At 62.0% G+C, this 24461-nt stretch carries 22 protein-coding genes and 1 pseudogene; 8 read left to right on the forward strand and 15 right to left on the reverse strand.

Going from position 1 to position 24461, the window contains the following annotated elements; translation table 11 throughout:
* The 9 genes and pseudogenes from QN219_RS18755 to QN219_RS18795 all read right to left on the reverse strand — a co-directional run bounded on the left by QN219_RS18755 (position 1) and on the right by QN219_RS18795 (position 8574).
* Complete coding sequence (locus QN219_RS18755; protein WP_284001326.1) at positions 1–768, reverse strand: SDR family oxidoreductase; 768 nt, start codon at positions 766–768, stop codon at positions 1–3.
* 1 nt (position 769) lies between these two features.
* The gene (locus tag QN219_RS18760) at positions 770–1813 is read right to left on the reverse strand and encodes a proline racemase family protein (RefSeq protein ID WP_284001394.1); all 1044 of its coding nucleotides are present in this window, start codon (positions 1811–1813) and stop codon (positions 770–772) included.
* A gap of 14 nt (positions 1814–1827) precedes the next feature.
* Positions 1828–3303 (reverse strand): aldehyde dehydrogenase family protein, encoded by a 1476-nt coding sequence (locus tag QN219_RS18765; protein WP_284001327.1) that lies wholly within the window; start codon positions 3301–3303, stop codon positions 1828–1830.
* Positions 3304–3338: 35 nt separating this feature from the next.
* Positions 3339–4575 (reverse strand): annotated as a pseudogene (locus QN219_RS18770) (NAD(P)/FAD-dependent oxidoreductase).
* A gap of 56 nt (positions 4576–4631) precedes the next feature.
* A complete protein-coding gene (gene dapA / locus QN219_RS18775) occupies positions 4632–5510 on the reverse strand; it encodes a 4-hydroxy-tetrahydrodipicolinate synthase (protein ID WP_284001328.1) in 879 nt (292 codons plus the stop codon).
* A gap of 28 nt (positions 5511–5538) precedes the next feature.
* Positions 5539–6204 (reverse strand): amino acid ABC transporter permease, encoded by a 666-nt coding sequence (locus QN219_RS18780; RefSeq protein ID WP_284001329.1) that lies wholly within the window; start codon positions 6202–6204, stop codon positions 5539–5541.
* Positions 6205–6215: 11 nt separating this feature from the next.
* Complete coding sequence (locus tag QN219_RS18785) at positions 6216–6878, reverse strand: amino acid ABC transporter permease (protein WP_284001330.1); 663 nt, start codon at positions 6876–6878, stop codon at positions 6216–6218.
* 9 nt (positions 6879–6887) lie between these two features.
* On the reverse strand, positions 6888–7667 hold the full coding sequence (locus tag QN219_RS18790; RefSeq protein ID WP_284001332.1) for an amino acid ABC transporter ATP-binding protein: 780 nt from the start codon (positions 7665–7667) through the stop codon (positions 6888–6890).
* 73 nt (positions 7668–7740) lie between these two features.
* Positions 7741–8574, reverse strand: coding sequence for an ABC transporter substrate-binding protein (locus QN219_RS18795; RefSeq protein WP_284001333.1), 834 nt, complete (start codon positions 8572–8574; stop codon positions 7741–7743).
* Between the two features lie 201 nt (positions 8575–8775).
* Between QN219_RS18795 and QN219_RS18800 the strand changes: the two genes are divergently transcribed.
* On the forward strand, positions 8776–9495 hold the full coding sequence (locus QN219_RS18800) for a GntR family transcriptional regulator (RefSeq protein ID WP_284001334.1): 720 nt from the start codon (positions 8776–8778) through the stop codon (positions 9493–9495).
* Entirely contained in the window at positions 9496–10263 is a 768-nt protein-coding gene (locus QN219_RS18805; RefSeq protein ID WP_284001335.1) for a pyrroline-5-carboxylate reductase, read from the forward strand.
* Between the two features lie 325 nt (positions 10264–10588).
* On the opposite strand, the gene QN219_RS34190 is transcribed toward QN219_RS18805, so the two are convergent.
* From QN219_RS34190 to QN219_RS18820, 3 genes are read right to left on the reverse strand one after another with little or no spacing between them, the layout of a single operon-like run.
* Positions 10589–11101, reverse strand: coding sequence for an alpha/beta hydrolase (locus tag QN219_RS34190; protein ID WP_405052170.1), 513 nt, complete (start codon positions 11099–11101; stop codon positions 10589–10591).
* Positions 11010–11954 (reverse strand): DUF2950 domain-containing protein, encoded by a 945-nt coding sequence (locus QN219_RS18815; protein WP_284001336.1) that lies wholly within the window; start codon positions 11952–11954, stop codon positions 11010–11012. The genes QN219_RS34190 and QN219_RS18815 overlap by 92 nt, the downstream gene beginning before the upstream one ends.
* Before the next feature lie 22 nt (positions 11955–11976).
* Positions 11977–13299: a DUF3300 domain-containing protein gene (locus QN219_RS18820; RefSeq protein ID WP_405052173.1), complete on the reverse strand. Its 1323-nt coding sequence runs from the start codon at positions 13297–13299 to the stop codon at positions 11977–11979.
* Positions 13300–13536: 237 nt separating this feature from the next.
* Here QN219_RS18820 and QN219_RS18825 point away from each other — a divergent pair, with 237 nt between their 5' ends.
* The 5 genes from QN219_RS18825 (at position 13537) to QN219_RS18845 (ending at position 18548) form a co-directional block, all read left to right on the forward strand.
* Positions 13537–14325, forward strand: coding sequence for a pseudouridine synthase (locus QN219_RS18825; RefSeq protein ID WP_284001339.1), 789 nt, complete (start codon positions 13537–13539; stop codon positions 14323–14325).
* 202 nt (positions 14326–14527) lie between these two features.
* The gene (locus QN219_RS18830) at positions 14528–15505 is read left to right on the forward strand and encodes a tripartite tricarboxylate transporter substrate-binding protein (RefSeq protein WP_284001340.1); all 978 of its coding nucleotides are present in this window, start codon (positions 14528–14530) and stop codon (positions 15503–15505) included.
* Positions 15506–15904: 399 nt separating this feature from the next.
* Positions 15905–16366, forward strand: coding sequence for a tripartite tricarboxylate transporter TctB family protein (locus QN219_RS18835; RefSeq protein ID WP_284001341.1), 462 nt, complete (start codon positions 15905–15907; stop codon positions 16364–16366).
* 9 nt (positions 16367–16375) lie between these two features.
* Positions 16376–17881 (forward strand): tripartite tricarboxylate transporter permease, encoded by a 1506-nt coding sequence (locus QN219_RS18840; RefSeq protein WP_284001342.1) that lies wholly within the window; start codon positions 16376–16378, stop codon positions 17879–17881.
* A 166-nt stretch (positions 17882–18047) separates the two neighbouring features.
* Positions 18048–18548: a hypothetical protein gene (locus tag QN219_RS18845; RefSeq protein ID WP_284001344.1), complete on the forward strand. Its 501-nt coding sequence runs from the start codon at positions 18048–18050 to the stop codon at positions 18546–18548.
* A 91-nt stretch (positions 18549–18639) separates the two neighbouring features.
* Here the strand turns inward: QN219_RS18845 and QN219_RS18850 are convergent, their stop codons facing one another.
* Positions 18640–19782 carry an RHE_PE00001 family protein gene (locus QN219_RS18850; RefSeq protein ID WP_284001345.1) on the reverse strand — a complete coding sequence of 381 codons (1143 nt, stop codon included), beginning with the start codon at positions 19780–19782 and terminating at the stop codon, positions 18640–18642.
* 714 nt (positions 19783–20496) lie between these two features.
* Between QN219_RS18850 and QN219_RS18855 the strand changes: the two genes are divergently transcribed.
* On the forward strand, positions 20497–21333 hold the full coding sequence (locus QN219_RS18855; RefSeq protein ID WP_284001347.1) for a glycosyl transferase: 837 nt from the start codon (positions 20497–20499) through the stop codon (positions 21331–21333).
* Between the two features lie 644 nt (positions 21334–21977).
* Here the strand turns inward: QN219_RS18855 and repC are convergent.
* Together repC and repB are read right to left on the reverse strand one after the other, a co-directional pair.
* Positions 21978–23300 (reverse strand): plasmid replication protein RepC, encoded by a 1323-nt coding sequence (repC, locus tag QN219_RS18860; protein WP_284001349.1) that lies wholly within the window; start codon positions 23298–23300, stop codon positions 21978–21980.
* Positions 23301–23456: 156 nt separating this feature from the next.
* Positions 23457–24461 carry a plasmid partitioning protein RepB gene (gene repB / locus QN219_RS18865; protein ID WP_284001350.1) on the reverse strand — a complete coding sequence of 335 codons (1005 nt, stop codon included), beginning with the start codon at positions 24459–24461 and terminating at the stop codon, positions 23457–23459.

Genomic DNA, 24461 nt, shown 5'->3' on the forward strand with positions numbered 1-24461 from the left:
TTATCGGATGTAACTGCCGCCGTTGACGTCGAGCGTCGCCCCGTTCAGCGACAATTGCGACGGACGCAACAGGAATGCGACCAGCTCTGCGACTTCGGCCGGCTCCGCCATCTCGCCGATTGGAATGTCGGCGACCGCCGCCTCCTTGCCCTGCTTGGCGACGAATTCCTCGGCCATGTCGGTGCGCACCCAACCAGGCGCGACCGCTATGGCAACGACGCCGTCCCGACCGAAACTGCGGGCAATCGATTTCGTGAGGTTCACGAGTGCCGCTTTCGTTGCGCCATACGGCATCGCATCGGCAGCGTAGCCGCGCTGGCCCGCCCGGCTCGCCATGTTGATGATCCGGCCACCCCCATGCGCCTTGAAATGCCTGAGCGCCTCCTTGCAGAGATCGGCCGCCGCGAAGAAATTCACCTGGAACTCTCTTTGCCAGGCCGCCTTCCAGGCTGCAGGCTCTGCGTCGATCGAAATCTCGGTGCGGATGCCGGCATTGTTGATCAAACCGTGGATTCGCCCGACCGCGTCTTCCGCCTTGCGCCACAATTCGAAAGGACCCTCGGCGCTGGACAGGTCCGCCTGCACGATGACGCCGCGTCCGGAAATGCGGGCAAGGAGCGCCTCGGCGGCGGCCTTGTCTCGACCGTAGTGGATCAGCGGCCGAGCGCCCTCCGCAGCGAGGCGTTCGACAATCGATGCGCCAATACCCCCGGAGGCTCCGGTGACAAGCACCGTCTGGCCCACAAGTGAATTTCGTTCGTCGGCCATTTCAAGCCTCCTCCGTCAACAGGTGAACCTGCGGCCCCCAACTGTCGGAGAGCGCAAAGCCGCCCTTGAACAGGTCATCGTCGGAAATGCGGAGCCTTTCGCGGCCATAGATCCAGCCTTGGCCGGTGATCCGCGGCAGCACGGCGGGACGTCCGCCAACCTCGGTGACACCGATCGCCTCCGCCACGAACTCGCCGCCGATGATCGATCGCGACGTCCGCCGGTCCCCGGCGGCGACCTCGCCGCGTGCAAAGAGCGTCGCGAGGTTCGCCGAGCTGCCGGTGCCGCAGGGCGAGCGGTCGACGCGACCGGGTTTCAGCGTCGTGCAGGTGCGCACCGCGCCGTCAGGCTCATGGCCGCGAAACATCACGTAGGCGATCTCGTCGATACCGGGGAGATCCGGATGCTTCACCGTCACCTGCTCGGAGAGAAGCGACTTCAACTCGATTCCCGCTTCGGCGAGATAGTGCGCATTGGCCGGCGCGATTGCGGTTCCGACCTGATCGACATCAACGATCGCGTAGTAAACGCCGCCGAAAGCGATGTCGGCCTTGATGCGCCCCCAGCGCGGCGTCTCTATTTCCCGGTCCAAAGCTTCAGCGAAGCTTGGCACGTTGTCGAGGCTGACCGACAGGCACCGCCCCTCGCGGCAGGCGGCCCGCGCAACGATCCGCCCGGCGGGTGTATCGAGCCGGACGACCGTTTCCGGCTCGCGCATTGCGACCTGCCCGCTTTCAAGCAAGGCGGTCACGACGCATATGCAATTGCTGCCGGACATCGGATGCGCGCGATCGGCCTGCAGCACGATGAAGCCGGCATCCGCATCGCGTCTAGTCGGAGCGACGAGCAGGTTGACCGACATGGCGACGCTGGCGCGCGGCTCGAAGGTGACGAAACGGCGAAGACTGTCGTCGACGGTGTTGATGTGGTTCATCTTGTCGAGCATGGTGGCGCCCGGGATTTCCGGCGCGCCGCCGACGATGACCTTGCCGATCTCGCCCTGGCAATGAACCAGCAACAGGTCGAGCGAACGATCCCAGTTCAGCGAAATGCCGCCGGTCATTTGATGTACCAGCCCCATTTCTCGCCGGTGGCAAAGCGGGTGATCTGCTTCGTCTCGAGATAGTTTTCGAGACCCCAGCGTCCAAGCTCGCGGCCGATGCCGGACTCCTTGTAGCCACCCCACGGCGCCTCGGTGAAAGTCGGCTGCGAGCAGTTGATCCAGACGATGCCGGCGCGGAAGGCGGCCGCAACCCGCTCGGCGCGGACATCGTCCTTCGACATGACAGCCGCGGCGAGGCCGAAGCGGGAATCGTTGGCAAGCTCGATCGCCTCCTCTTCGGTCGAGAATGGCCGAATGCAAAGAACAGGTCCGAAGATCTCGTCGCGCCAGGCGTCGCTGTCGAGCGGCACCCCAGTCAGGATCGTCGGCTCGAGATAGTAACCCTTGTCAAAACCCTCCGGGCGCATGCCGCCGCAGGCGACTGTCGCACCGGCAGCTTTCGCCGCCTCGATCGCCGCTACCACCTGCTCGTGCTGGCGCTTGGAGACGAGCGGCCCAAGCAGCACGCCCTCCTCAAGGCCATTGCCGATCTTGATCTTCTTCGTCTCTTCGATAAGCCTCGCCACGAGACGGTCGTAGATGCCTTCCTGGACGAGGACACGCGAGGTCGCGGAGCAGACCTGACCCTGGTTCCAGAAGATGCCGAACATGATCCATTCGACGGCCTCGTCTATGTCCGCATCGTCGAAGACGACGAACGGTGACTTGCCGCCAAGTTCAAGGCTTACACGCTTGATGTCGCGAGCCGCCGCCGCCATGATCTTCGAGCCGACCGGGCCGGAACCGGTGAACGCGATCTTGTCGACGCCCTTATGATCGATGATCGCCTGCCCTGCGATCGAGCCGGACCCTGTGACGATGTTGAGGACGCCCGGCGGCAGACCCGTCTCGTCGGCAATGGCCGCGAGTTCGAGTGCGGTCAGCGAAGTGACTTCTGCCGGCTTCAAGACGACCGTGCAGCCGGCGGCGAGCGCCGGCGCGACCTTCCAGGCTGCCATGAGCAGCGGATAGTTCCAGGGAATGATTGCGCCCGCGACGCCGATCGGCTCCTTGACGGCCTTCGACGTGAAGCGGCCGTCGGAAAGCGCGATCGGCTCTTCCGGGTTGTTGTCGAGCTGCTCGGCAAGCCCGGCGTAGAAGTCGAAGCAGCCGGCGGCGTCGGCGATATCCCAGTCGGCTTCCGGAAAAGGCTTGCCGTTGTCGATGACTTCCAGAAGAGCGATTTCCGCCTGCCGCGCGCGGATGCCGTCGGCGATGGCGCGCAGGTATTTTGCTCTTTGTGCACCGGACAGCTTGGGCCAGCCATCTTTGTCGAAGGCCCGGCGCGCCGCCTTCACCGCAACATCGACGTCTTCCGCCGTAGCAGCGGCGATCTTGTGGAACATTTCCTCCGTCGCCGGATTCACGACGTCGAACGTCCTGCCGTTTGCGGCCGGTGTCCATTTTCCATCGATGTAGAGTTCACTGCGCATTGTTCGCTCCGTTGATTTCCGCGCTGGCCGGCCCGTCAGAACCGGTCGACGCGGTATGGTTTGAGATCGATCGGCGGTTGGACGCCCGTCACCAGATCGGCGATCAGCCGCGCGGTCGTGGCCGCATAGGTCAGCCCCAGATGCCCGTGACCGGTCGCGTAGAAGACGCCGCGGTGTTTCGCCGACGGGCCGATGATCGGCACGGTGTCTGGAAGCGCCGGCCGATGGCCCATCCACTCCGTCGCCTTTTCCGCCCGAAGATCCGGCAGCGCCTCCTGCGCCCGCTTGACGAGCACTTTCGCTCGACGGTAATCCGGCGCGGCATCGAGCCCCGCCATCTCCACTGTGCCGCCGACGCGGATGCCGCCGGCCGTCGGGGTCACCATGAAGGCGCGCGCCGGCCAGATGATCGAGTGGCGCATCGAAATTCCCGGCGCCATGATCTGGGTGTGATAGCCGCGTTCGGTTTCGAGCGGGATCGGCTCGCCGAGCAGTCGCGACAGCTTGCCGGTATAGGCGCCGGCGCAGAGCACGATCTCGGAAGCGGCAAACGAACGTCCATCATTCAGGCGCACCCCTTTTGACGCGGTCGGCCTGCTCGAAGCCGACGACCTCGCCAAGCTCGACTTTGCCGCCGAGCGCCACGAGCTTGTCCCGCAGTTCAAGAAGAAGCTGGTACGGGTCGCGGATCGAATGGTTGTCGGGAAAGAGGACAGCTTTTGCGATCTTCGATGTCAGTGCAGGTTCGAGTTCGCGTATGGCGTTGCCGCCGAGGACTTCGTGGCGGAAGCCGAAGCGCTCCAGCACCGCAATATGCTCCCGGTCCGCCTTGAACTCGGCCTCGTCGGCATAGAGGCTGAGGCATCCTTCGTCGGTCAGCATTTCGACTAGGTCGGTCGCCTGTAGGAGAGGCATGAGGTCTTCGTAGACACGGCTGCACAGCACTGCGCCGGCCGCCTCCAGTTCCTTCACGCGCGAAGGGCGGCTCGCTTCCAGGAACCGGAGGAACCACGGCGTGAGCTTCGGCATATAGGAGGGGCGGATGCGCACCGGCCCCTCCGGATCGATCAACCATTTCGGCATCTGCGCCCAGACCGATGGCCGCGAGGCGGGCATGAATTCGGTGACCGCGATCGACGCCATGTTGCCGTAGGAGGCGCCCTTGCCGGACGAATCCCGGTCGATCAGAACGACGCTCCGTCCGCGACGTTGGAGCTCGAAGGCGATGGTGACACCAATAATGCCGGCGCCGACGACTGCGATAGGAGACACGATCTGTCCTCAAGAAGGGTGGAAAGCAGGAAGGCAATCTGCCCTCCTGCCGGGACTTACCAGTTCAGGATCGGCTCCATCGCCGCGCGGAACTCGGCTTTCTCATCTTCTGTCAGCGGTCCGAGCGGCGCCCGGCACTCGCCCACGGGCAAGCCCTGAAGCTCGCAGCCATACTTGATCTTCTGCACGAACTTGCCGCTTTCGAGTATGTTCATCGCTCGGTAGAGCGTTTTCATCAGCTCCCGCGCCTTGTCGAGATCCCCGGACTTGAAGGTCCGGTCGAGATCGCAGCAGGCCTTCGCCATGCAGTTCGACGGCCCGCAGATCCAGCTCTCCGCACCCCAGAACATGAAGTCGAGCGCAATGTCGTCCGAGCCGGAAACCAGTTGAATGCGGCCCTCGTAGCGGCTGGCAATATCAATCGCGCGCTGCAAGACGCCCGAGCTTTCCTTGATCCCGATCACCCGCGGATTGTCGGCGAAATGGTCCATCAGCTCGAAACTGATGTCCGATCCATCCTTGACCGGATAGGAATAGAGCACCAGGTTCACATCCACGGCATCGAGCACGGTTTCATAGTGCCGGATCAGCTCGGCTTGCGTCGGGCGGGTGTAGAAGGGCGGCGCCAGCAGGACGGTGTCATAACCGATCTCTTTGGCCATCGCCGTCTGGTCGATCACCTCGCGCGTGGCGGGCGCATTGGTCCCGGCAATCAAGGTCTCGCCCGGCTTGGCGAAATCCTTGACGAATTGCAGCACCTCGCGGCGCTCTTCGGTGGACTGGCTGAAATACTCGCCGGTCGACCCGTTCGGCACCCAGCCGGTGACGCCGGCCTCACGCAGATGCGCCAGGAGCTTTTCAAACGCCTTGAAGTCGATCCTGTTGTTCGCGTCGAAGGGGGTGACGAGGGCGGGCATGACGCCAGAGAGTTTCATGGAATATCTCCTTTCGAAAGAATTCGGTTCAGATCGCGAGCTTGGCGAGCACGCGCCGCTCTACGAGCGTGACGACACGGGTCAGCGGGAAGGCGATGACGAAGTAGATGAGAGCCACCACCGTCAGCACCTCGATCGGCCGTGCCGTGTTGTTCGAAATGTTCTGGCCGACGAACATCAGATCGGCCATGCCGACGGCCGAAACGAGCGCGCTTTCCTTGAACAGGCTGACGCAGTTCGAAAGCAGCGTCGGGACGGCGCGCAGCACCGCCTGAGGCAGGATGACGCTCGTCACCTGGACGCGGCGCGGCAGGCCGAGCGCGACGCAGGCGTCGAGTTGCTCGGCACCGATCGACTTCAGCGATGCCCGGAACGTCTCGCTGGTGATCGCGCCCATATAGAGGGCGAGAGCGATGACGCCGGAGGCGAGATTGGAGAGCTCGACGCCGAGGATCAGCGGCAGGCAGAAGAAGATCCAGAAAAGCTGGATGAGCACCGGCGTGCCGCGGAAGAATTCGACATAGACGCTGGAGACCGCGCGCAGGATAGTGCTTCGCGAGGTCCGGGCGAGGCCGACGAGGAAGCCGAGGCTGCAGCCGAGGACGACGCAGATCAGCGTCAGCTTGATCGTCGTCCATAGACCGAGCGCGAGCGCCTCCTGGAAGCGAAGGACGATGGAGAAATCGAGGGCCACGGGTCTTCTCCTCAGCTCATCATCAATTGCCGACAGCGTTCGAGATAGCCGACGATCTGAGACACGGGGAACGAGACGGCGAAGTAGACGAGCGCAACGATGGTGAAGGTCTCGATCGGCCGGTAGGTCTCGGTCGCAAGCGTCTTCGCCTGGTACATGAGGTCCTGCACGGCGACGATCGCGACCAGAGCGGTCTGCTGGAAGATGCCGATGCCGTTCGGCGGCAGCACGGGTATCGAGGCACGAACCGCCGTCGGCAGCACGATGTAGAGTGTCCGCTGCAGCGGATTGAGACCGAGCGCGATGCCGGCATCGAGCTGCTCGCGCGGCACCGCCTGGATCGCGGCGCGATAGGCCTCGGCGTTGAAGGCCATCAGATTGAGGCCGAGTGCCAGGATGCCCATCGTCATCGAGCCGAGGAAGACATTGAACAGCATCGGCACGCAGTAGAAGAACCAGACGATCTGGACGATGGCCGGCGTGCAGCGGAAAAATTCGACGAAGAGCATGGCCGGCAGCCGGACCGGCGCGAAGCGGCTCATGATGAGCAGCGCCAACGGAAAGCCGAGCACGACGCCGATCAGATTGGCGGCGACGGTCAGTTGCAGCGTGACCATCAGCCCTTCCCAGAGCGGCCCGAAGGAGATGGCTTGGAAGTCGAAGGAATAGCCCATCTCGCCCTCCTAATGCCGGATATGGAAGACGCGGTCGATGAACTCGCGGGTGCGCTCCTCCCTGGGGGATCCGAGCACTTGCTCCGGCGGCCCATCCTCGACGACCACGCCGCCGGCGCAGAAGATGACGCGCGAAGCGATGTTCTTCGCAAACCACATGTCGTGGGTGACGATCATCATCGGCATGTCTTGGGCGGCGAGTTGCAGGATCACCTGCTCGACCTCGGCGACGAGTTCGGGATCCAGCGCCGAAGTCACCTCGTCGAACAGCATCAGCTTCGGATCGAGCATCAGGGCGCGCGCGATCGCCACGCGCTGCTTCTGGCCGCCGGAGAGCTGCGCCGGATAGGCATTGGCCTTGGCGTCGAGGCCGAAGCGCTCGAGCAGCGCCTGGGCGCGCTTGGTCGCACTCGCCTTGCCTTCACCCCGGACCTTGCAGGGTGCGAGGATCAGATTCTGGATGACGGAGAGATGCGGGAACAGCGTGTAGTGCTGGAACACCATGCCGATCGAACGCCGCACTTCGGTGTCGATTTGGGTTTTCTTGTCGGCGCCGTCGGACGAGATATAGGGCTTGCCGCCGAAGCTGATCGAGCCGCTGTCGATCCTCTCCAACCCCATCATGACACGTAGCAGGGTACTCTTGCCGCCGCCGCTCGGGCCGATGACCACGACTCTTTCGCCGGGCTTCATCTCGATGTCGAGCCCCTTAAGCACCTGGATGTTTGGCCCATAGCTCTTGTGGAGGGACTGGATTTTGACAAGGGGAGCACTGAAGGGCATGGTCATTGCCGACCTCGCTGGTCAAAAGAAGGGATTAGAGTGGCCGGGCTGACGCGTGGCCGCGCCCGGCCAAGGCCCGTTACTGAGTGCTCTTCAGCACCTCATCGACAGCCTTGCGGATCAGTTCGTCCACGTGACCGGTCGCAACCCTTTCCTCGAGAAAGATGTTCACCACTTCAACGTCGGCAGCCGAGAGCCTATGCGGCAGGCCGAAGGCGACGCCCTGCTTTGCGAGCGCCGGCGTCGGGTTGAGCGCCACGGCCCAATCGGGGTTCGACTGGGTGAAAAGCTGATTGGTATCGGAGGCGTCGACGAGGATGTCCGCCCGTCTGGAGACCACCGCCAGACGCGTCTCGTCATTGCCCGGCAGCCGCAGGATCGTTGCATTCTTCACCGCAGCGGTGATCGCCTTGTCCTGGGCCGTCCCCGACATGACGGCGAGCGTCACGTCCTTCTTGTCGATGTCGGCGACCGACGTTGCGCCGTTCGGAACCTTCGGGTTCTCCTTATTGTGGGCAAGCGAGATCTGGTACTCCATTGCCGGGATGGAAAACTGCACGGCCATGGCGCGCGCCGGCGTCCTGTTGAGCGCGAGCGAGACATCCCATTTCCCCGCCTGCAGACCGGCGACGATATTGTCCCAGGTCGTATCGACGAATTCCGGCTTGACCTTCAGGACATCAGCGAACTCGCGGCAGAGATCGGCGAAGAAGCCGGAATATTCACCGCTCGCCGGATCGCGCATCACATAGGGCGGAGCAACGGCGGCGCCGCAGCGAAGCACGCCTGCCTTCTGCACGCCCTGCCAATAGCCTTCGGCGGTCTGGGCGGAAGCGGCGGTGTTGGAAAGGCCGGTAATCAGGGCAAGCGCAGGCAGCGCCCGGAGTAAGGGCGAAAGCATCTTCGAAAGCATCGTCATTTCCTCTGTTTGATGGGCGCGGTGAAGCGCGGTTCCTCTCGTCGGCTTGGAGCCGATCTTTCCTGTTTGTGTCGTCTTCGTGTCGACAAGACAATCAATGTCGTCTTTGTGTCGACAAAGTCAAGCGGAAAAATTACATTGTCAGGGCTGGACCAATCTGGCCTTATGCGTCCGGATGACGGGAAAGGGACCTAAGTGTCTGACGAAACAGAAACCAAGCGAGCCAAGGGTACGGGTTGGAAAAGCGTCTACGAGACGTTGAGAAACGAGATCCTGGCGCTGACGCTCGCCCCCGGCCAGCTGCTTGACGAGAACACGCTTGCCGAGCGCTTCGACATGTCGCGCTCACCGGTCCGCGAAGCGCTGATCCGGCTTGCGGGTGAAGAGCTTGTAGTGACGCTGTCAAACCGCAGCACCATTGTCGCCCCGATCGAGGTCGCGACCTTCCCGAAGTATGTGGAGGCGCTCGACATCGCGCAGCGCATGAACACCCGCCTTGCGGCGGAACTCAGGACCGATGCCGACCTGAAGGCCATAGCCAAACGGCAGAAGGAATTCGAAGCGGCCGTGAGGACCGGCAATCACCTGCAGATGTCGGAGGCCAACAAGCAGTTCCACATCGCGATCGCGAAAGCGGGCAAGAATCCCTATCTCGGCTCCTTCTACGAGCGGCTCTTGAATCAGGGCCAGCGCATGCTCCATCTGCATTTCGAGTATCTGGAGCGAACGCACGAAGGTTATCTCCTGACCGACGAGCACAACCAAATGCTCGAGGCGATCCGGGCGAAGAACGTCGATCTGGCCGACGAGCTCGCGCATGCCCACACGCGGCAGTTCCAGCAGAACTTCATCGACTTCATGCGCGAAAACTACACGACTGATGTCTCGCTCGGCCGGCGGAAGGCAGCGGAATAAATGCGTATCGGCTTTGTTGGCACAGGTGCGATCACCGAGGCGATGGTGACGGGTATCGCCGGTTCCGGTCTCGACGTCACCGAGATCGTCGTTTCACCACGGAATGCTGCAATCGCGGCCCGGCTCGCGAGCCGGTTCCAGTCGGTGCGGATCGCGAAGGACAATCAGGAGGTGGTCGACACAGCAGACGTCCTGTTTCTTGCCGTCCGGCCGCAGATCGCCGAAGAGGTGATCCGCGATCTCGCATTCCGCGAGGGTCAGAGAGTCGTCAGCGTCATCGCGGCGACCGACCGCCCCATGCTGCTCACGTGGATCGGCGAAGACGTGCAACTGACCCAGGCGATCCCCCTGCCGTTTGTAGCCGATCGGCAAGGCGTAACCGCCGTCTATCCGCCGAACGCGGAGATTGCCAGCATCTTTGATGCCCTTGGCAGCGCCGTCCAATGCGAAACGAGGGACGAATACGACCTGCTCGCGGTCGCCAGTGCGCTGATGGGGACCTATTTCGGCCTCCTCGATCGGGCCACCGGTTGGTTGGTCGACAAGGGCATGGCACGTGAGAAGGCGCGCGCCTATCTGGGACAACTATTTACCGGCCTGGCTCTGGCGGCTGTCAAGGAGCATCAGACGCCGCTCGAAACGCTCAGGCGCGAGTTTTCGACGCCGGGCGGCCTGAACGAGCAGGTATTCGAGGATTTTGAACGCGGTGGTGGAAACCAGGCCTTGGCAAACGCGCTCGAACGCGTACTGCACCGAGTTCGAGGCTGAGAACCATCGCGATTTAGGCCGGAAGGCGAAGCCTTGGCCACTCCCGGCCTTAAGCCGACGGAATATTAGGCCGGCAGGATCTGCGATCGGCGCGACTTCGGCGACGTTGTGGCCAGCCGTCACGCACTGCGGTCAGGTATTAAATACCACCATTTTCAGGAGAACCGGGATAATCGCATATCTACGTGAATAAATCATAATACACTTTCTGCATTTTCCGATCAAACTGAAGAGGCCCCGACGGAACTTCGGAGCCCCTTCAGTTAAACGGAGATCATGCAGGCGACGCAATAAAGCACTGACACCACAATACGTCTTCAGGACATTAACTAGGCAGGGGACTACAAGGAAAATGCTTGAAGATGTGCCCGCGCATTAGGAGATTACACAATCGCACGGACAAGGCAACCGAAAATAAGGAACGACTAATAAGTAATACTAAAGTCGAATCTCGTGCAGCGGACAGGCGCTCGCGGCAGAGGGCGGTCACGGCCCGCCAATGCGCGGCGCGCGTGGCCCTGCTGCTACGGCATGATCCCTCAAATCGAACCGTGTCCTTGCCGCAGTTATAATCAAGCATGCGGGCGCGAGACGCCCAGGTGAACAACATGGGTGTCGCCTGGGCGCCGGAATAGCGCACTACCTGAGCAATCGCTGCCGCTGCATGTTGCTGAGTGCCGTTTCGGCTGCCTTGATTTTCGACGCCGGCGATGGAGATAACGTCCCTCGCCGGCGGGCCGCACGCGTCAGTCGGCAACCACGGTCCATTTGTCATCCGGATTGAACCGATCGATGAAGGGCACGATCGCTTCGGTGCTCGCACCGAGATCCGCTTCATAAACGATACCTTGCTGGTTGACGACGAAGGTGTTGACCCCGGTCTCGGCATATTTGACCGGCCAGGCGATCAGGCCGAAGCCGGCGATCATGTTGTCGTTGATGACATAGTCGTATTTGCCGCCGGCGATATTGTCGCCCTGGGAGGTCAGGATGCGGAACCGGTACCCAAAATAGCCCTCTCCTGCCTTGGCCTTTTCCAGGACCGCTTCGCTGATCGCGGCACCGACCGGGCTTTCGCCATCGCCCTGCTCGGCCGGCCAATAGAGCCCGTCCGTCTGGCCGTCGCTGCTGATGAGTTTCTGGGCGTATTCCAGGACGCCGTCGCCGTCGCGATCCAGCGCCGCATAGTCCTTCTGCGCCTCGACATAGGCACGCACCGCCTCGATCGCCTCCTCTTCGTTCCGGCCGACGCGGCGGTTGACGATCTCCTCCAGGCCGACATAGGTATCGAAAGACCATTTGCCGTCCTTACCCTTGGTGATAGGGAACGGCAACGGCCAGAGCCGGTCGCCGATTTCGACGATCTTCTGGTTGCCGCGATCGCGAAGGACGACCTGCCGTGCCGCGCCCTCGCGAATGAGCGCAAAAGTGTCCATGACACCTTCGCTCGCCTTCAGCTTCGTCGCATCGAGGCCAAGCAACCCGGCAACGCCGTTGAAGTCGCCAGCCGAGAGTGCCTTCTTGAATGTCTCGACGGCTGCGGACGGATCGTCGAAGAGCGGCGAGTCGTTCGCCGACGCATAGTCGCTGATGTCGCTGGCTTCCTGGGCGCGAATCGGTCCGGCGTAAGCAAGCGAGAGCGCGATGGAAACGGCAGATCCAAGGAGAATCAATTGAAAGAGCTTGATCATGGTCGTGCCCCCTGTTGCCCGGTCAGTGCCTGCGACCGCCGCCGCGTTTGATTACCTTGTGCGGCCTGCCGCCGCCGCTGTGACCGCCGCCCATGCTGTGCCCGCCGCGCCGGGAGGCGACCATTTCCCGCTTTCCATGGGAGACGTTGCCAAGCGCGGACGGTTTGCGCGGCCGGCTGTCGAGCTTCGCCGCCGCTTTGGGTTTGCCGACAGGCCGGTCGATCTTCGCCGGCCGCTTGGCGGTCGACCGGTTGATGCCTGGCTGGGCGAGATCGCGTCGCGCCGCCGCAGGACTTTCGACGTTAGGTCTCGGCCTTGCTTCCGGCCCCGGCCTTGCCTGCAAGCCCTCCAGCGTGCTCTTGCGCACATCCTTTAGCTGGCCGCCCGCACCAGGGCGCTGCGCGGGCCGATCTCTCTTGAGTTCGGCGGCGCGGCTGCGGATGCTGTTGTCGCTATTGGCCTTGATATTGTTGCGGATATTCGTCCTGTCGAACTTCTGGAACTGGTCCCGGTCGAAGCTCAGCTTGTTGCGATCGACATTCTTCCAGTCGATGTCGTTCCACTTGATCTTGCCGTCAATGTCGACGTTGTTGAAGCACTTGTTGCAATCGACATTGATGTCGCCGTCCCAGCGCCCGCCCCAGACGCCCCAATCGTCCCAGTCTACGACCGCGGCCCAGATCGCACCGGTCACCGCGCCAGCGAAGAAGGTCGCTGCCGGATAATAATAGGCGGGATAGGGCTCGGGATAGTAACCGATCGGCACCGGCGCATAGTCCGGCTCGTAGAGCATTTCCGGCGGATACTGCGGAACATAGATCTTCTCGAGACTCGCCGATTGGATGACGATGTTGTCGTTGTCCTCGACGACCTTCACCTTGTCGTCGGACTTGATGACGCCCTTCGCGACTGCTTCCTCGCGCAATTGCTGGATCGCGATCAACACATCCTTCTGCTGGTAGGCGATCGCCTGGCCAAGTTGTTGCGTCCAATCGAGATCGTCGCTCATCATCCCGACGATCTGCGGATAGTTCAGCAGCGAAATCACACTACCGTCCCAGTCCTCCTTCGGCTGCAGATCGGGATTTTTCGCACGGGCCTGGAGAAACCGCTCGGCCTCGACGATTTGCAAGGGATAGAGCGAAGCAGCGGAAATCAGCGCGACCAGCTCGTCGGGATAAAGCGCGATGCGGGCAACGAGGATCTCGAGCTCGTCTTCGGTGAGCGGCTCCGGCTCCGCCTGCTCCTGGGCGGGAACGGCGGCCATCTGCTGGGCCAAGGCCTTCGTCAAGGTAAGGGGGTTGCCTCCGATTGGCAGCAGCGATATCGCCGCCAAGGCAGTCATGCCCCGCAGAATTGACTTGATCATGACGACGCCTCCCAATTCGCCCGTCGAAGAAGGCGCCGCTCTCTCAACGAAGCGGTTCACGTTGAGGACGAGCCTGTCGCACAATTCGCAGGCGAGATTATCATTCTTGATCTTCGTATCAAAGCTACAGCATCAATGGGGTTTCTACTCTGGCCGAGCGGCGCGGATTGTGCCAGATGGACCCCCAGTCAAACACCGTGGAGACTGGAAGTCGTGAAAAAGCGGCGCCCCTCAGCGAAGAGACATGGCAGCGAAACGAAAGCCGACGCCGGCAAGCGCGTGACGCTTGCGCGTGCGCTCTCCAAGCTCGGCTATTGCTCCCGCACGCAGGCCGAGAAGCTGATCGCCGGAGGCCGCGTCAGCGTCGGTGGCAGAAGGACGACCGACCTTTCCCGCTGGGTCGACATCGAGGCCGACCGGATTGCCGTCGATGGCGTCACGGTCGCAGCGGAAGCAAAGATTTATCTGATGCTCAACAAGCCGCGCGGCCTCGTCACCACACGCGAGGACCCGGAGGGGCGGCCGACAGTCTATAGTTGCCTCGGCGACGCCGACGCGCGGTTTCTCTCGCCGGTCGGCAGGCTCGACAAGGCGAGCGAGGGACTTCTGCTCTTTACCAACGATACCGTTCTGGCGCAGCGTCTGCTCGATCCGGAAACGCATCTCGGCAAGATCTATCACGTACAGGTGAGCGGCATCTTCGACGATGCCGCGGCCGCCCGAATGATGGAAGGCGTAAGCGAAGGTGGCGAGCAGCTGCGCGCCGCGCGCGTGCAACGGCTGAGAAGCGGCGAACGCAACAGCTGGGTCGAGGTCGAGTTGCAGGAGGGTAGAAATCGGCAGATCCGCCGCATGCTCGACGTGCTCGGCTTCGAGTGCCTGCGGCTCGTGCGCGTCTCGATCGGCGAGATAGAGCTCGGCGACTTGCCGAAAGGCGCCGTTCGGCCGCTGACGGAGGTCGAGATCGAATATCTCCGGCGGCGCACCGCTCTTGAAGCTTGAGCAAACTGATGGGTGGAAATCCACCCATCGCCCGGGGACTTTGTTTCCAAATCCACCCATATCGCGCGCGACGAGCGCGGAAATCGGTAAAATGACCGCGGGCAGCGGTTGTATGTGCTAAAATCCCGTCCGCTAATAGGCGATCCAGAACCGGCGCGGGAGGACCATGCCGGCTGGTCCATAATTTCATCGGGAGGAAAAGATGAAAATTCTGCAAGCGCTTCTGGGCGCTGTCGCCGCCGTTTCCCTGTTTGCCGCCCCGGCCAGCGCCCAAAACTATCCTGAGCGCTCGATCACGATGGTCGTTCCCTTCTCGGCCGGTGGCCCGACCGACACGGTCGCCCGCCTCGTCGCCGAATCCATGTCGAAGGATCTCGGCCAGCAGATCATCGTCGAGAACGTCGGCGGCGCCGGCGGCACGCTTGGCGCCGGCCGCGTCGCACAGGCCGATCCGGACGGCTACACGATCCTGCTGCATCATATCGGCATGGCGACCAGCGCCACGCTCTATCGCAAGCTTGCCTATGACACGCTGAACGCCTTCGAATATGTTGGCCTCGTCACCGAAGTGCCGATGACGATCGTCGCCCGCAAGGACTTCGAACCGACGGATCTCAAGGGACTGATCGACTACGTCAAGGCCAACAAGGACACCGTGACGGTCGCCAATGCCGGTATCGGCGCCGCGTCGCATCTTTGCGGCATGATGTTCATGAGCGCGATTGACACCCAGCTCACCACCGTACCGTACAAGGGTACCGGTCCGGCAATGACCGATCTGCTCGGCGGCCAGGTCGACATCATGTGCGACCAGACGACCAATACCACCAAGCAGATCCAGGGCGGCACGATCAAGGCCTATGCCGTCACCTCTCCGGCTCGCCTCAAGATCTTCCCGGATCTGCCGACGGCGGTCGAAAGCGGCCTTGCCGATTTCCAGGTCGGCATCTGGCACGGCATCTATGCGCCGAAGGGCACCCCTGCCGAGGTGACCGAGCGCCTGTCGAAGTCGCTGCAGCTGGCGCTCAAGGATCAGAACGTCACCGCCCGCTTTGCCGAACTCGGCACCGAACCGTCGAGCGAAGCGGACGCGACGCCGGCAGCGCTGAAGGCCAAACTCGAGAGCGAGATCGCCCGTTGGAAGCCGGTGATCGAGGCCGCCGGTCAGTACGCCGATTGATTGCGTGACAGAATCCGCCGCCGTCCCCGTCACGAGACAGGAACGGCGGCGACCTGTCTCCGACCGCCGTGGTCGAATGCATAGGAACCGGAAGACGTGATCGGTTCGAGATGTGATGCGGGATGCAGGGCGAGCGTGGTCATGTCTTTCCTTGTGTCCCGCGCCAGTGCCGAGACCGGACGTTGACAGCTGTCAACTCGACAAAGTCCGGTGCCCCTTGCCCGGATGACGAGACGCGAGCACATTCGCCTATAGCGCCGCGCATCTCATCAGACGCGCAAAGGATGCTGTAGCACTTTGAATTGCTGCATGTTTTTATCCTTAAATCGGGTAGGATTTAAGGAAACACGCCGCAGAAGGGAGCGCGGCTCAACGGCTCCCGAACACAATGGGGACACGATGAAATCCATCTCCTTCGACACGACCAATGCCCTGTGCGGTGGCATCCTGACGGCCGTCGGGTTGTTCTTCGTCTGGCAGTCGCTCACCCTCGAACTCGGCACCGCCTTCCGCATGGGCCCCGGTTATTTCCCGCTCCTGCTCTCCTGCGTGTTGACGCTGCTCGGCGCCGTCATCCTTGTGCAGTCCGCACGGGTTCAAGGCGAACCGATGGGGGCGATCGCCGTCCGCGGCATGTTTCTCATTCTGCCGGCACCGATCTTTTTCGGGCTGACCGTGCGAGGATTGGGGTTTGTTCCGGCAATCTTCTGCACCGCGCTCATTGCCTGTTTCGCCTCGCACCGCATGAAGCCGCATTGGGCGCTCGCCATCTCGCTTGCGTTGACGGTCTTTTCGGTCGCCGTGTTCAGCTACGGTCTCAATCTCCCCTTCGAGCGCTTCGGCCCTTGGGTCCGGTTCTAGGAGGCGGCCATGGATCTTTTCAGCAATCTCGCCCTCGGCTTCGCCACCGCCGCCTCGCCGGCAAACCTTCTCTTCTGCCTGATCGGCGTTCTCCTCGGCACGCTGATCGGCGTTCTGCCCGGGATCGGCGCAACGGCAACGATCGCCATGCTCCTGCCGATCACCTTCCAGCTGGAGCCGGTTTCCTCGCTGATCATGCTCGCCGGTATCTATTACGGCGCGCAATACGGCGGCTCGACCACCGCCATTCTGATCAACATGCCGGGCGAATCCTCCTCCGCGGTGACCGCGATCGACGGCTACCAGATGGCGCGCAATGGCCGCGCCGGCGCAGCACTCGCGATTGCGGCGCTCGGCTCGTTCTTTGCCGGAACCGTCTCGACCTTTCTCGTGGCGATCTTCGCGCCACCGCTGACCGAGATCGCGCTGGAGTTCGGCGCGGCCGAATATTTCTCGCTGATGATCGTCGGCCTCGTTTCCTCCGTCGCACTTGCCCATGGCTCGATCATCAAGGCTCTGGCGATGGTCGCACTCGGCCTGCTGCTCGGCCTCGTCGGCACTGACATCTATACCGGCACGCCGCGCTTCACGCTCGGCATTCGCGAATATGCCGACGGTCTCAATTTCGTGGCGGTTGCCGTCGGCGTCTTCGGCATCGCCGAGATCCTGCGCAATCTTGAAAGCGAGAAGACCCGCGAGGTACTCATGGCCAGCGTCAGCGACCTGATGCCGACGCGTGAGGATTTCAAGCGGATGTTCGCGCCAGTCGTGCGCGGCACCGTGATCGGTTCGGCGCTCGGCATCCTGCCGGGGGGCGGCGCGATTCTCGCCGCCTTCGCCTCCTATACGGTGGAAAAGCGCATCTCCGACCGTCCGGAGGAATTCGGCCGCGGTGCCATCGCCGGTGTCGCAGGACCGGAGAGCGCCAACAATGCTGGCGCGCAGACGTCCTTCATTCCACTGCTGACGCTCGGCATTCCGGCAAATCCGGTGATGGCGCTGATGATCGGCGCAATGATCATCCAGGGCATCGTGCCTGGCCCGAACGTAGCGGTGGAGCAGCCGGCGCTCTTCTGGGGCATCATCGCCTCCATGTGGATCGGCAACCTGATGCTCGTCGTCTTGAACCTGCCGCTGATTGGGCTCTGGGTGAAGCTCCTGAAGATCCCCTATTTCGTGCTTTTTCCGATCATCATGGCCTTCTGCTCGATCGGGGTCTACAGCGTCAATTCCAATGTCTACGACCTTTACGCGGTCGCCTTCTTCGGCCTCGTCGGTTACCTGCTTCTGAAGCTGCGCTGCGAGCCGGCACCGCTGCTCCTCGGCTTCGTGCTGGGGCCGCTGCTTGAAGAGAACCTCCGGCGCGCCATGATCCTGTCGCGCGGCGACCCGACGACCTTCGTCACCCGTCCGATCAGCGCCGTGCTGCTACTGATCGCGGCCATCGTGCTCGTCGTCGTCTTCCTGCCGAGCGTCAAGGCCAAGCGCGAGGAGGTCTTCGTCGAGGAGGATTGACGGTAGCGGCGCCGCGGCGCCGCTGGCCAAATGTCGTTTGCCGTCCCGTGAAAAGGTTGACAGCGACGCAAGAAAGGAACCTCATGCGGGTTGGGGCGTTCGTCAAGCGATCGACGAGCGCCCCTGCTTCGCCGATTCCGATTCCCCAGGAGGAGGTTCTACGAAGATGATCCGGCGTCTGCTGGCCGCATGCGGCCTGTTCTTTGCTGTTGGAGCAGCGCAGGCCGACGAGACGGCATTTCTCGGGTCGCTGGAGGGCCAGTGGGCCGGCGACGGCATGGTGAAAGTCCGGATCAACCGGTCGCCGATAAACGTGTCCTGCACCTTCAATTCGCAGGCGAGCGGTCCGGCCCTATCTATGAAGGGAACCTGCCGCGGCCTGATCGTCGTTTCGCGCGCCGTTGGCGCAGACTTGCAATTCAATGGCTCGAACTACAGCGGCTTCTATGTCGGGCCGAGTGGAAGACGGGCCGGCTTGACCGGAAACCGACGGGGCAACGCGATCAACCTTACGATACGCTGGCCAAGGGAAGTGAACGGCGACCGCAGCGCAAACCTCACGCTGCAGAAAGTCGGACAGAACGGCATGAGACTCGTGACGACCGATGTCGACCCGAGGTCCGGCGACAGCGTCGTTACCAGCGACATCAATCTGCGCCGGCAATAACGTCGCTTGAGCCAGGACGCGCCAAAGCGCCAACTCTTTGAAGCTACGCAATTCCAGACTGAAAGGCGTCACACACTTTCCTGGAATTGCCTTAAAGCACGCCCCAGCCGCGATAGCGTCCCCTGCCCGTCATCTCGCGCACGCCGAGCTCACGCACCAGGTTGAGCGCGCTTCGCTGTGTGACGCCGACGTGGCGGGCGATCAGCGCCGTCGAGACGATCGGCCGCGACAGAACGAGATCGATCAATCCAGGGAGATTGCTGCTCGAGCGCCGGTCCCTGATCCGCATCTCCATTTGTGTCTTTGCCAGAGAAAGCCGGTCCAGTTCCTTCATCCCGAGGTCGGCCGTCACCGACATCGCCTCGAGGAAAGCGAGCAATCGTGTGAGCCGGTCCTTCGAGCGGCGGCGCTCGTGGCGGATCGTCTTCAGGCCGGTGTTGAATGCCAGCACGTGCGAGGACACTTTTCCGCGAACACGTAAATAGACCCCGACGAGCAGCGAACCAAGCCAATGCTGCCGGCGCAGCGGCTCGATACGCTCCCAGGCATCGAAGAGGATTGCCGCCCCGAGCGAAGCCGGCAACTGATCGGCTGCCGCCAGGACGGTGCGCCAAGCATCGAGGCGCTGCTCCTCGTCCCACTCCTCCTCGAAGAGCAATCCGAGTTGCCCCATCGGTTCCGGCCTCGCCTTGGCGGCTGGCGACAACGCCGGGTCCATCTCGTTGGTGCCGTCCGCATGTGTGTCCAGCAATCTTTGCGACCGGGCGATCGCTGCATCGAGTTCGGCAAATTCAGCGGCGAGTGGATTTTCGTCCGGATCATCTTCCGCCTCCAAGGCCGGATCGTCTCGACGAGCTTCCTCGCGAAGATTCTGCTCCGTGACTGCTCCGCCCTCGCCCCTGAGCACGTTCAATCCGCCGCTCGTCAGGGCCCAGTCCGGCTCCGCGAGATCCAGTCGACGGCGTGCGCGCAGCACCGCATGCGCGATGGTCAGTTCATGTGAGGGTGCGCGCGCATCCATGTGAGCGTCGTGCAGTACGAGATCCTCGACATGCACCAGTTCCCCGGCAACCCAAAGCGCTGCCGCCGCGTCGAAGAACTGTCCGCGCTCGCGAAAGCCCTCCGAAACCGCATGCCGCCCGGCTCGCTCGTCGAGACGCGCAAGGCCGTCTTCCGCCGCAATCAGGGCCGGCAGCAGCGTTGGATGGAGCGGATCGGGGATTTCGTATCTCATTTTAAAGGCGAAGTGTTATCGACGAAACGGAAGGTAACACGCGATTATTTTCCGTCACAGGCTTCCCAGGCTTTCTCCCCCGCTAATATCGCGACCGTGGCTTGCGGCATCGAGCATTGCTGTGAGTCGGCGAAAAATGACCGTATAGGCGGTCGGCATTGCCTTCGAGCGGCAGTTGACAGCTGTCAACGTCCGACACTGCAGCGACAGGTGCGCGGGCCGAGGACAAAGGAGAGCAATGCATCGCGCTACGGCCGCGCCGTTGACAGCTGTCAACTGACATCGATATGAAGTCGGCCACGTTCTAAATGCCGGCGGTGCTCGCAAAAAGAAGGCACGCTGGAGAGTGACTATTGATGGGTAGCTTGCAACGGCGCTGCAATTCTCATCCGAGGCGACGTTGAGACTAGGTGCGCAAGGATCAATCCGTATCTCGCGACCGTGCCCAACCGAAAGCGTGAGAGTGCACCAGCGGGATAGGAAATCGAAAGCAATTCCCCGACTGTCGAAGTTTGCGCCGCGTCTATAAGGCCGATGGATGAACTCGGCCCTTGCGGAAAGACGTTTGGTAGGCGGCATAACTACAGCGCCGCGCGTCCAATCGGACGCGCTAGGGTCGGTGTAGCACTTTGAATTGCTGCATGATTTTTCCCTTAGATCGATTCCGATTTAAGGAATCATCAAGCAGGCAAACTAAGGAAGAGCGGAGAGCCCATGGCAAGCGTTCTGGCGGCAAGCGGCGGCGTCAAGCAGGTGATATGCATAAATTGGGGCACGAAATACGGGCCTCCCTTCATCAACCGGCTTTACGCCATGGTTGCGCGCAACATTACGCCGCCTTTCACGTTCACCTGTTTCACCGACAACCGCCGCGGCCTGCGTCCAGAGATTCTCTGCGAGGACCTGCCGCCGCTTGACGTAGCGATGCCGGTCAATACGAAAGGCATCTGGCCGAAGGCGCGGCTCTGGGGTCCGAAACTCGGCAGCCTCACCGGCCCGGTCCTCTTCCTCGACCTCGATCTGGTGATCGTCGGTTCGCTTGATTCTTTCTTCGAGGTCGGCGGGCCGGATGATGTGATCCTGGCGCGCAACCAGACGACGCCGTTCGAACGGCTCGGCCAGACGTCATTGTTCCGGTTTCCGGTCGGCAAGCTCGTTCCTCTGCAGGAGAAATTCCGCGCCGATCCGCAGGGCGTGGCGGATGAATACAGCTTCGAACAACGCTTCGTCACCCGCAATGCACCAGGCGGCGTAAAACTCTTTCCGCGGCGCTGGGTTCTGCATTTCCGCCAGGATTGCCGCTGGCCCCTTCCGCTCAACTATTTCCTCGCACCGCGGTTGCCTGCCGACGGCCGGGTGGTTCTCTTCCCCCGCAGTCTGCTGCCGCAGCACGCGATCGACGGACGGTTCGGCTACAAGGGGCGTCCCGCGACGCCGCTCGAACATATCCACGGCCTGTTTTCACCGGACCGACGGGAGAAGAGCGCGTTGCGCTATCTGCGGCACTACATCCGCCCGACGCCATGGGTGGCCGAACACTGGCACGAGTGAGCGGCCTTGCTCCGTGACCTCAGAAGAATATCAGCAACGGGCTCCAAGATTGGCTGAGAGCCGACGAACCTCCGGTCTGCGAGCCGCTGCCGCAGCTTCTCGGGCACAGCGTTTCCCAGCTCCGCCGAGATACTGAGGCGCTCTGTTTCTCGGAAACCAGCGATTCGGAGGGAAGACTGTTACAACCCTTCCCTGGACATTGCCCCAGTGGAACGAATGTGTCGTGATGAGCCAGCGACTGTTGACAGCTGTCAACCGTGGAAAACGCAGAGCTTGGGAGCGGTTCGCGAGCGTCGGCTTCGCTCTGCTGCCAAGTGGGTGGGAACGGCTCGCTTTTCGGCTATCCGAGGTGTCGGAAATTATGGGTGAGATAGCTTCCGCAACGGCTAATTAAACTCTTTTTCGCCAATAGCTTACGATAGCCGCGGAATTGTTAAGAAACAGCCACTAAATACCGCCAAACGCGTATCCAAGCGAATCCGTCACGGCATCGAGTGTCGGATATTTCGTCGTTCAACGCAATGGTCCGATGAAGACGCGGCTATAGGAGAGGCGTCACTTCCCCCTCCCCTGCCGCTGCGGATGGCCATTCGGACAGGGCCCGAACGCGAAGGCTGCGTTCCTTCCGAACGGCCACGCCCGCCCTAATACGCAAGCACAATTCCTCCGGGCTCCTTCCCTGCACTTTGCTTGGCGCGGCTCAACGCGACGATCATTGGACCAAGCGTAAATTCCTGCCGCTGGGCCCGTTTGGTGAGCTCACGCAGGTAACCCCCTGGCGATGTGATGTGCTCGGCCCTTTCGAGAATGCAGGCGACGACGGTTGCCGCATTCTCGCAACCAAGAACAGAGCAGGCCGCATCATAGGCATCGGCGCTGACATTCAGCATGGAGCGGACGACGATCGCCGCCGTCATCAGGTCCTTCCAACTGGAAATCTGGCCGGAAGGCCCATAGTCGGCGATCTGCGGGCAGGCCTGCAGGATGGCGGGCAGCGGGATTTTACGGTGTGGTCTTTGAAATGGCGTGGTCGAGCGATCGGCGGATGCGGACGACCACGGCGCGCCGCCAGGTGCCGGTCTCGGTAAGCGTTTTGTCAAAGCCGTTGCCGGGCTCGCTTCGGCGTCGTTTCGCAAAATCTGTTCTGATCCTTTTCCCAAGCCACGTTCAGATTCAGAAAGGGAGTCTGGATGTGTATTCTGTATGTGGCATCCATTCTGGCGATCATTGGTGTCCGTTTTTCCGGAATTCAGTAATTTTTCCAAACGATTGGTAAGATCGCACCGAAGACGCTCCATGGAGCCGAGGAGAGCCTCGATGTCGGCGGGCGAGGGCTTGCGGGGAAGCGGGCCGGTAAGGTGCTCATAAAGGAGCGCGTAGTCCTGCCAGTCGACTTGCGGGGCGCTTTCGCGGACGAGATCCAGCAACTTGGCGACGTCGCGCCGGCAGAGGCTCAGTCTCTCACGCATCACGCGCAGATGCTGCCGTTCAGCGGCAAGCTGCGCCGAGGTGGTTTCGAACTCGGCCGCGCGTGCGATCAGCGGTGAGAGGTCGAACCCGAAGGCTTCTCTCACAGAGCCGCTGTGGCTTCGCCGGGCGTAGCGCTTGCCGTTGGGGCTGTCGCGTCGAAGGATGAGGCCCGCATCGACAAGGGCCGCGAGGTGGCGGCGCAACGTCGTTCCAGCCATGCCATGCGCTCGAAGCGAGAGCTGTGCATTCGATGGGAAAACGACGAGGCCGTTCCCCTTTGCCAGCTCGGAGCCCGGATAAAAGCTCAAGAGTGCGTTCAGCACCGCCAGCGATCGATCCGAGACGCCGACGACCGTCTTCGCTTCACAAAGCCAGCGAAATAGCTTCCATTTGTCGACCGATCGCTCCGCCTGGGTGCGGCTGGCGATTTGACTTGAGAGCATCCCAAGCGTCATCGGCCGCCGCCCAAAGGGCGTCGTCACACTTCCACGTTCCATTTTTCTTCACCTTATCCAAGGCAAAAGAAAATCGTTCGCCGAAACGACGTCAAAAACTCTTGACACTGATTCGCGGAAATGGGATTCTCAGGTTGCTACACGAGAGAAGGGTTTCCGCAGCGCTAGTCGTTCGGAAGCCTTTTTCTTTTGCTCTGTTTAATCTCCTGTTTCCTGTTGGTATTCGAGGTACAGAGATTGCAGCCTCTGCCTCACGAAATCGGCAAAACCCGGCGCAACCTTCTTGCTGAAGGCGAGAGTCGTTTCCGACTCTGTGTCGCGGATGCGCACGGGACGCGTACGGTCAGGTGCGGTCCAGGCTTCCGCCTTTGATCGCTCCTTGGCGGTGCTGAGGAAGCTGAACAGTTTCTCGAAGCGCTGATCGCTCTCACCCGCCGGAAAATCGGCTTGCTCGACAAATCCGAGCGCCCGCGTTCGGCTGCCGTCCAAATCAAGAAGATCGGCCAGTTCCATCCATCGCCGACGCCCAAAGGACGGGGCGGCACCGACCGCCTCGATCACTTCGACCGGCAATCGACGAACGATGGTGATCATCTTCGACAAGGCCGCCTTGTCGACGCCGAGCGCCGACATGATGATCTCGCGGGAGAAACCGCGATCTTCAAGCCGGGTCGCAAACAGCGCGCGTTCGATGAAGGAAAGATCGGTGCGGGCGTTGTTTTCCTGCCCCTGGGAGACGACGAGCTGTTCGTCGCTGAGGTTGCGAATGACCGCCTTGATCTTCCCGCCGATCTCACGCAGTGCCGCAAGCCGGCGGTGACCATAGGCGACCTGATAGCGCTCCTTCACGGTCGGGTGTGGACGCACGAGGATCGGCACCTGTTGTCCGTGGTCGCGGATCTGTTGCACGAGCGCGGCCTGCGCCTCGGCCGTAACGCCCAGCCGGTCGACGACGAAAGAAGCGTCGATAAGCGAAGGGTCGAGATTGACGATCGATTGCCCTTCGGCAAGCTGGCGCTCCAGCTCTTCAGCGCGCTCCACCTTCTGGGTGATGTTCGATAGCGACCTGGTGATCCCGCCGACGAGACCGCTCGACCGGTGGCCCGATGCAAGACCGGCGATCGGGCGCTCGACGGCCGGTCGCTCTCCTTCGATCGGGGCAGTCGGGCTGTCGGAAATGCCGATCAGGTTCTTGCGCGCCAT

Origin of the sequence: Sinorhizobium sp. 8-89, from assembly GCF_030124325.1 — a bacterium.
In the GTDB taxonomy this organism is placed as follows: Bacteria; Pseudomonadota; Alphaproteobacteria; order Rhizobiales; family Rhizobiaceae; genus Sinorhizobium.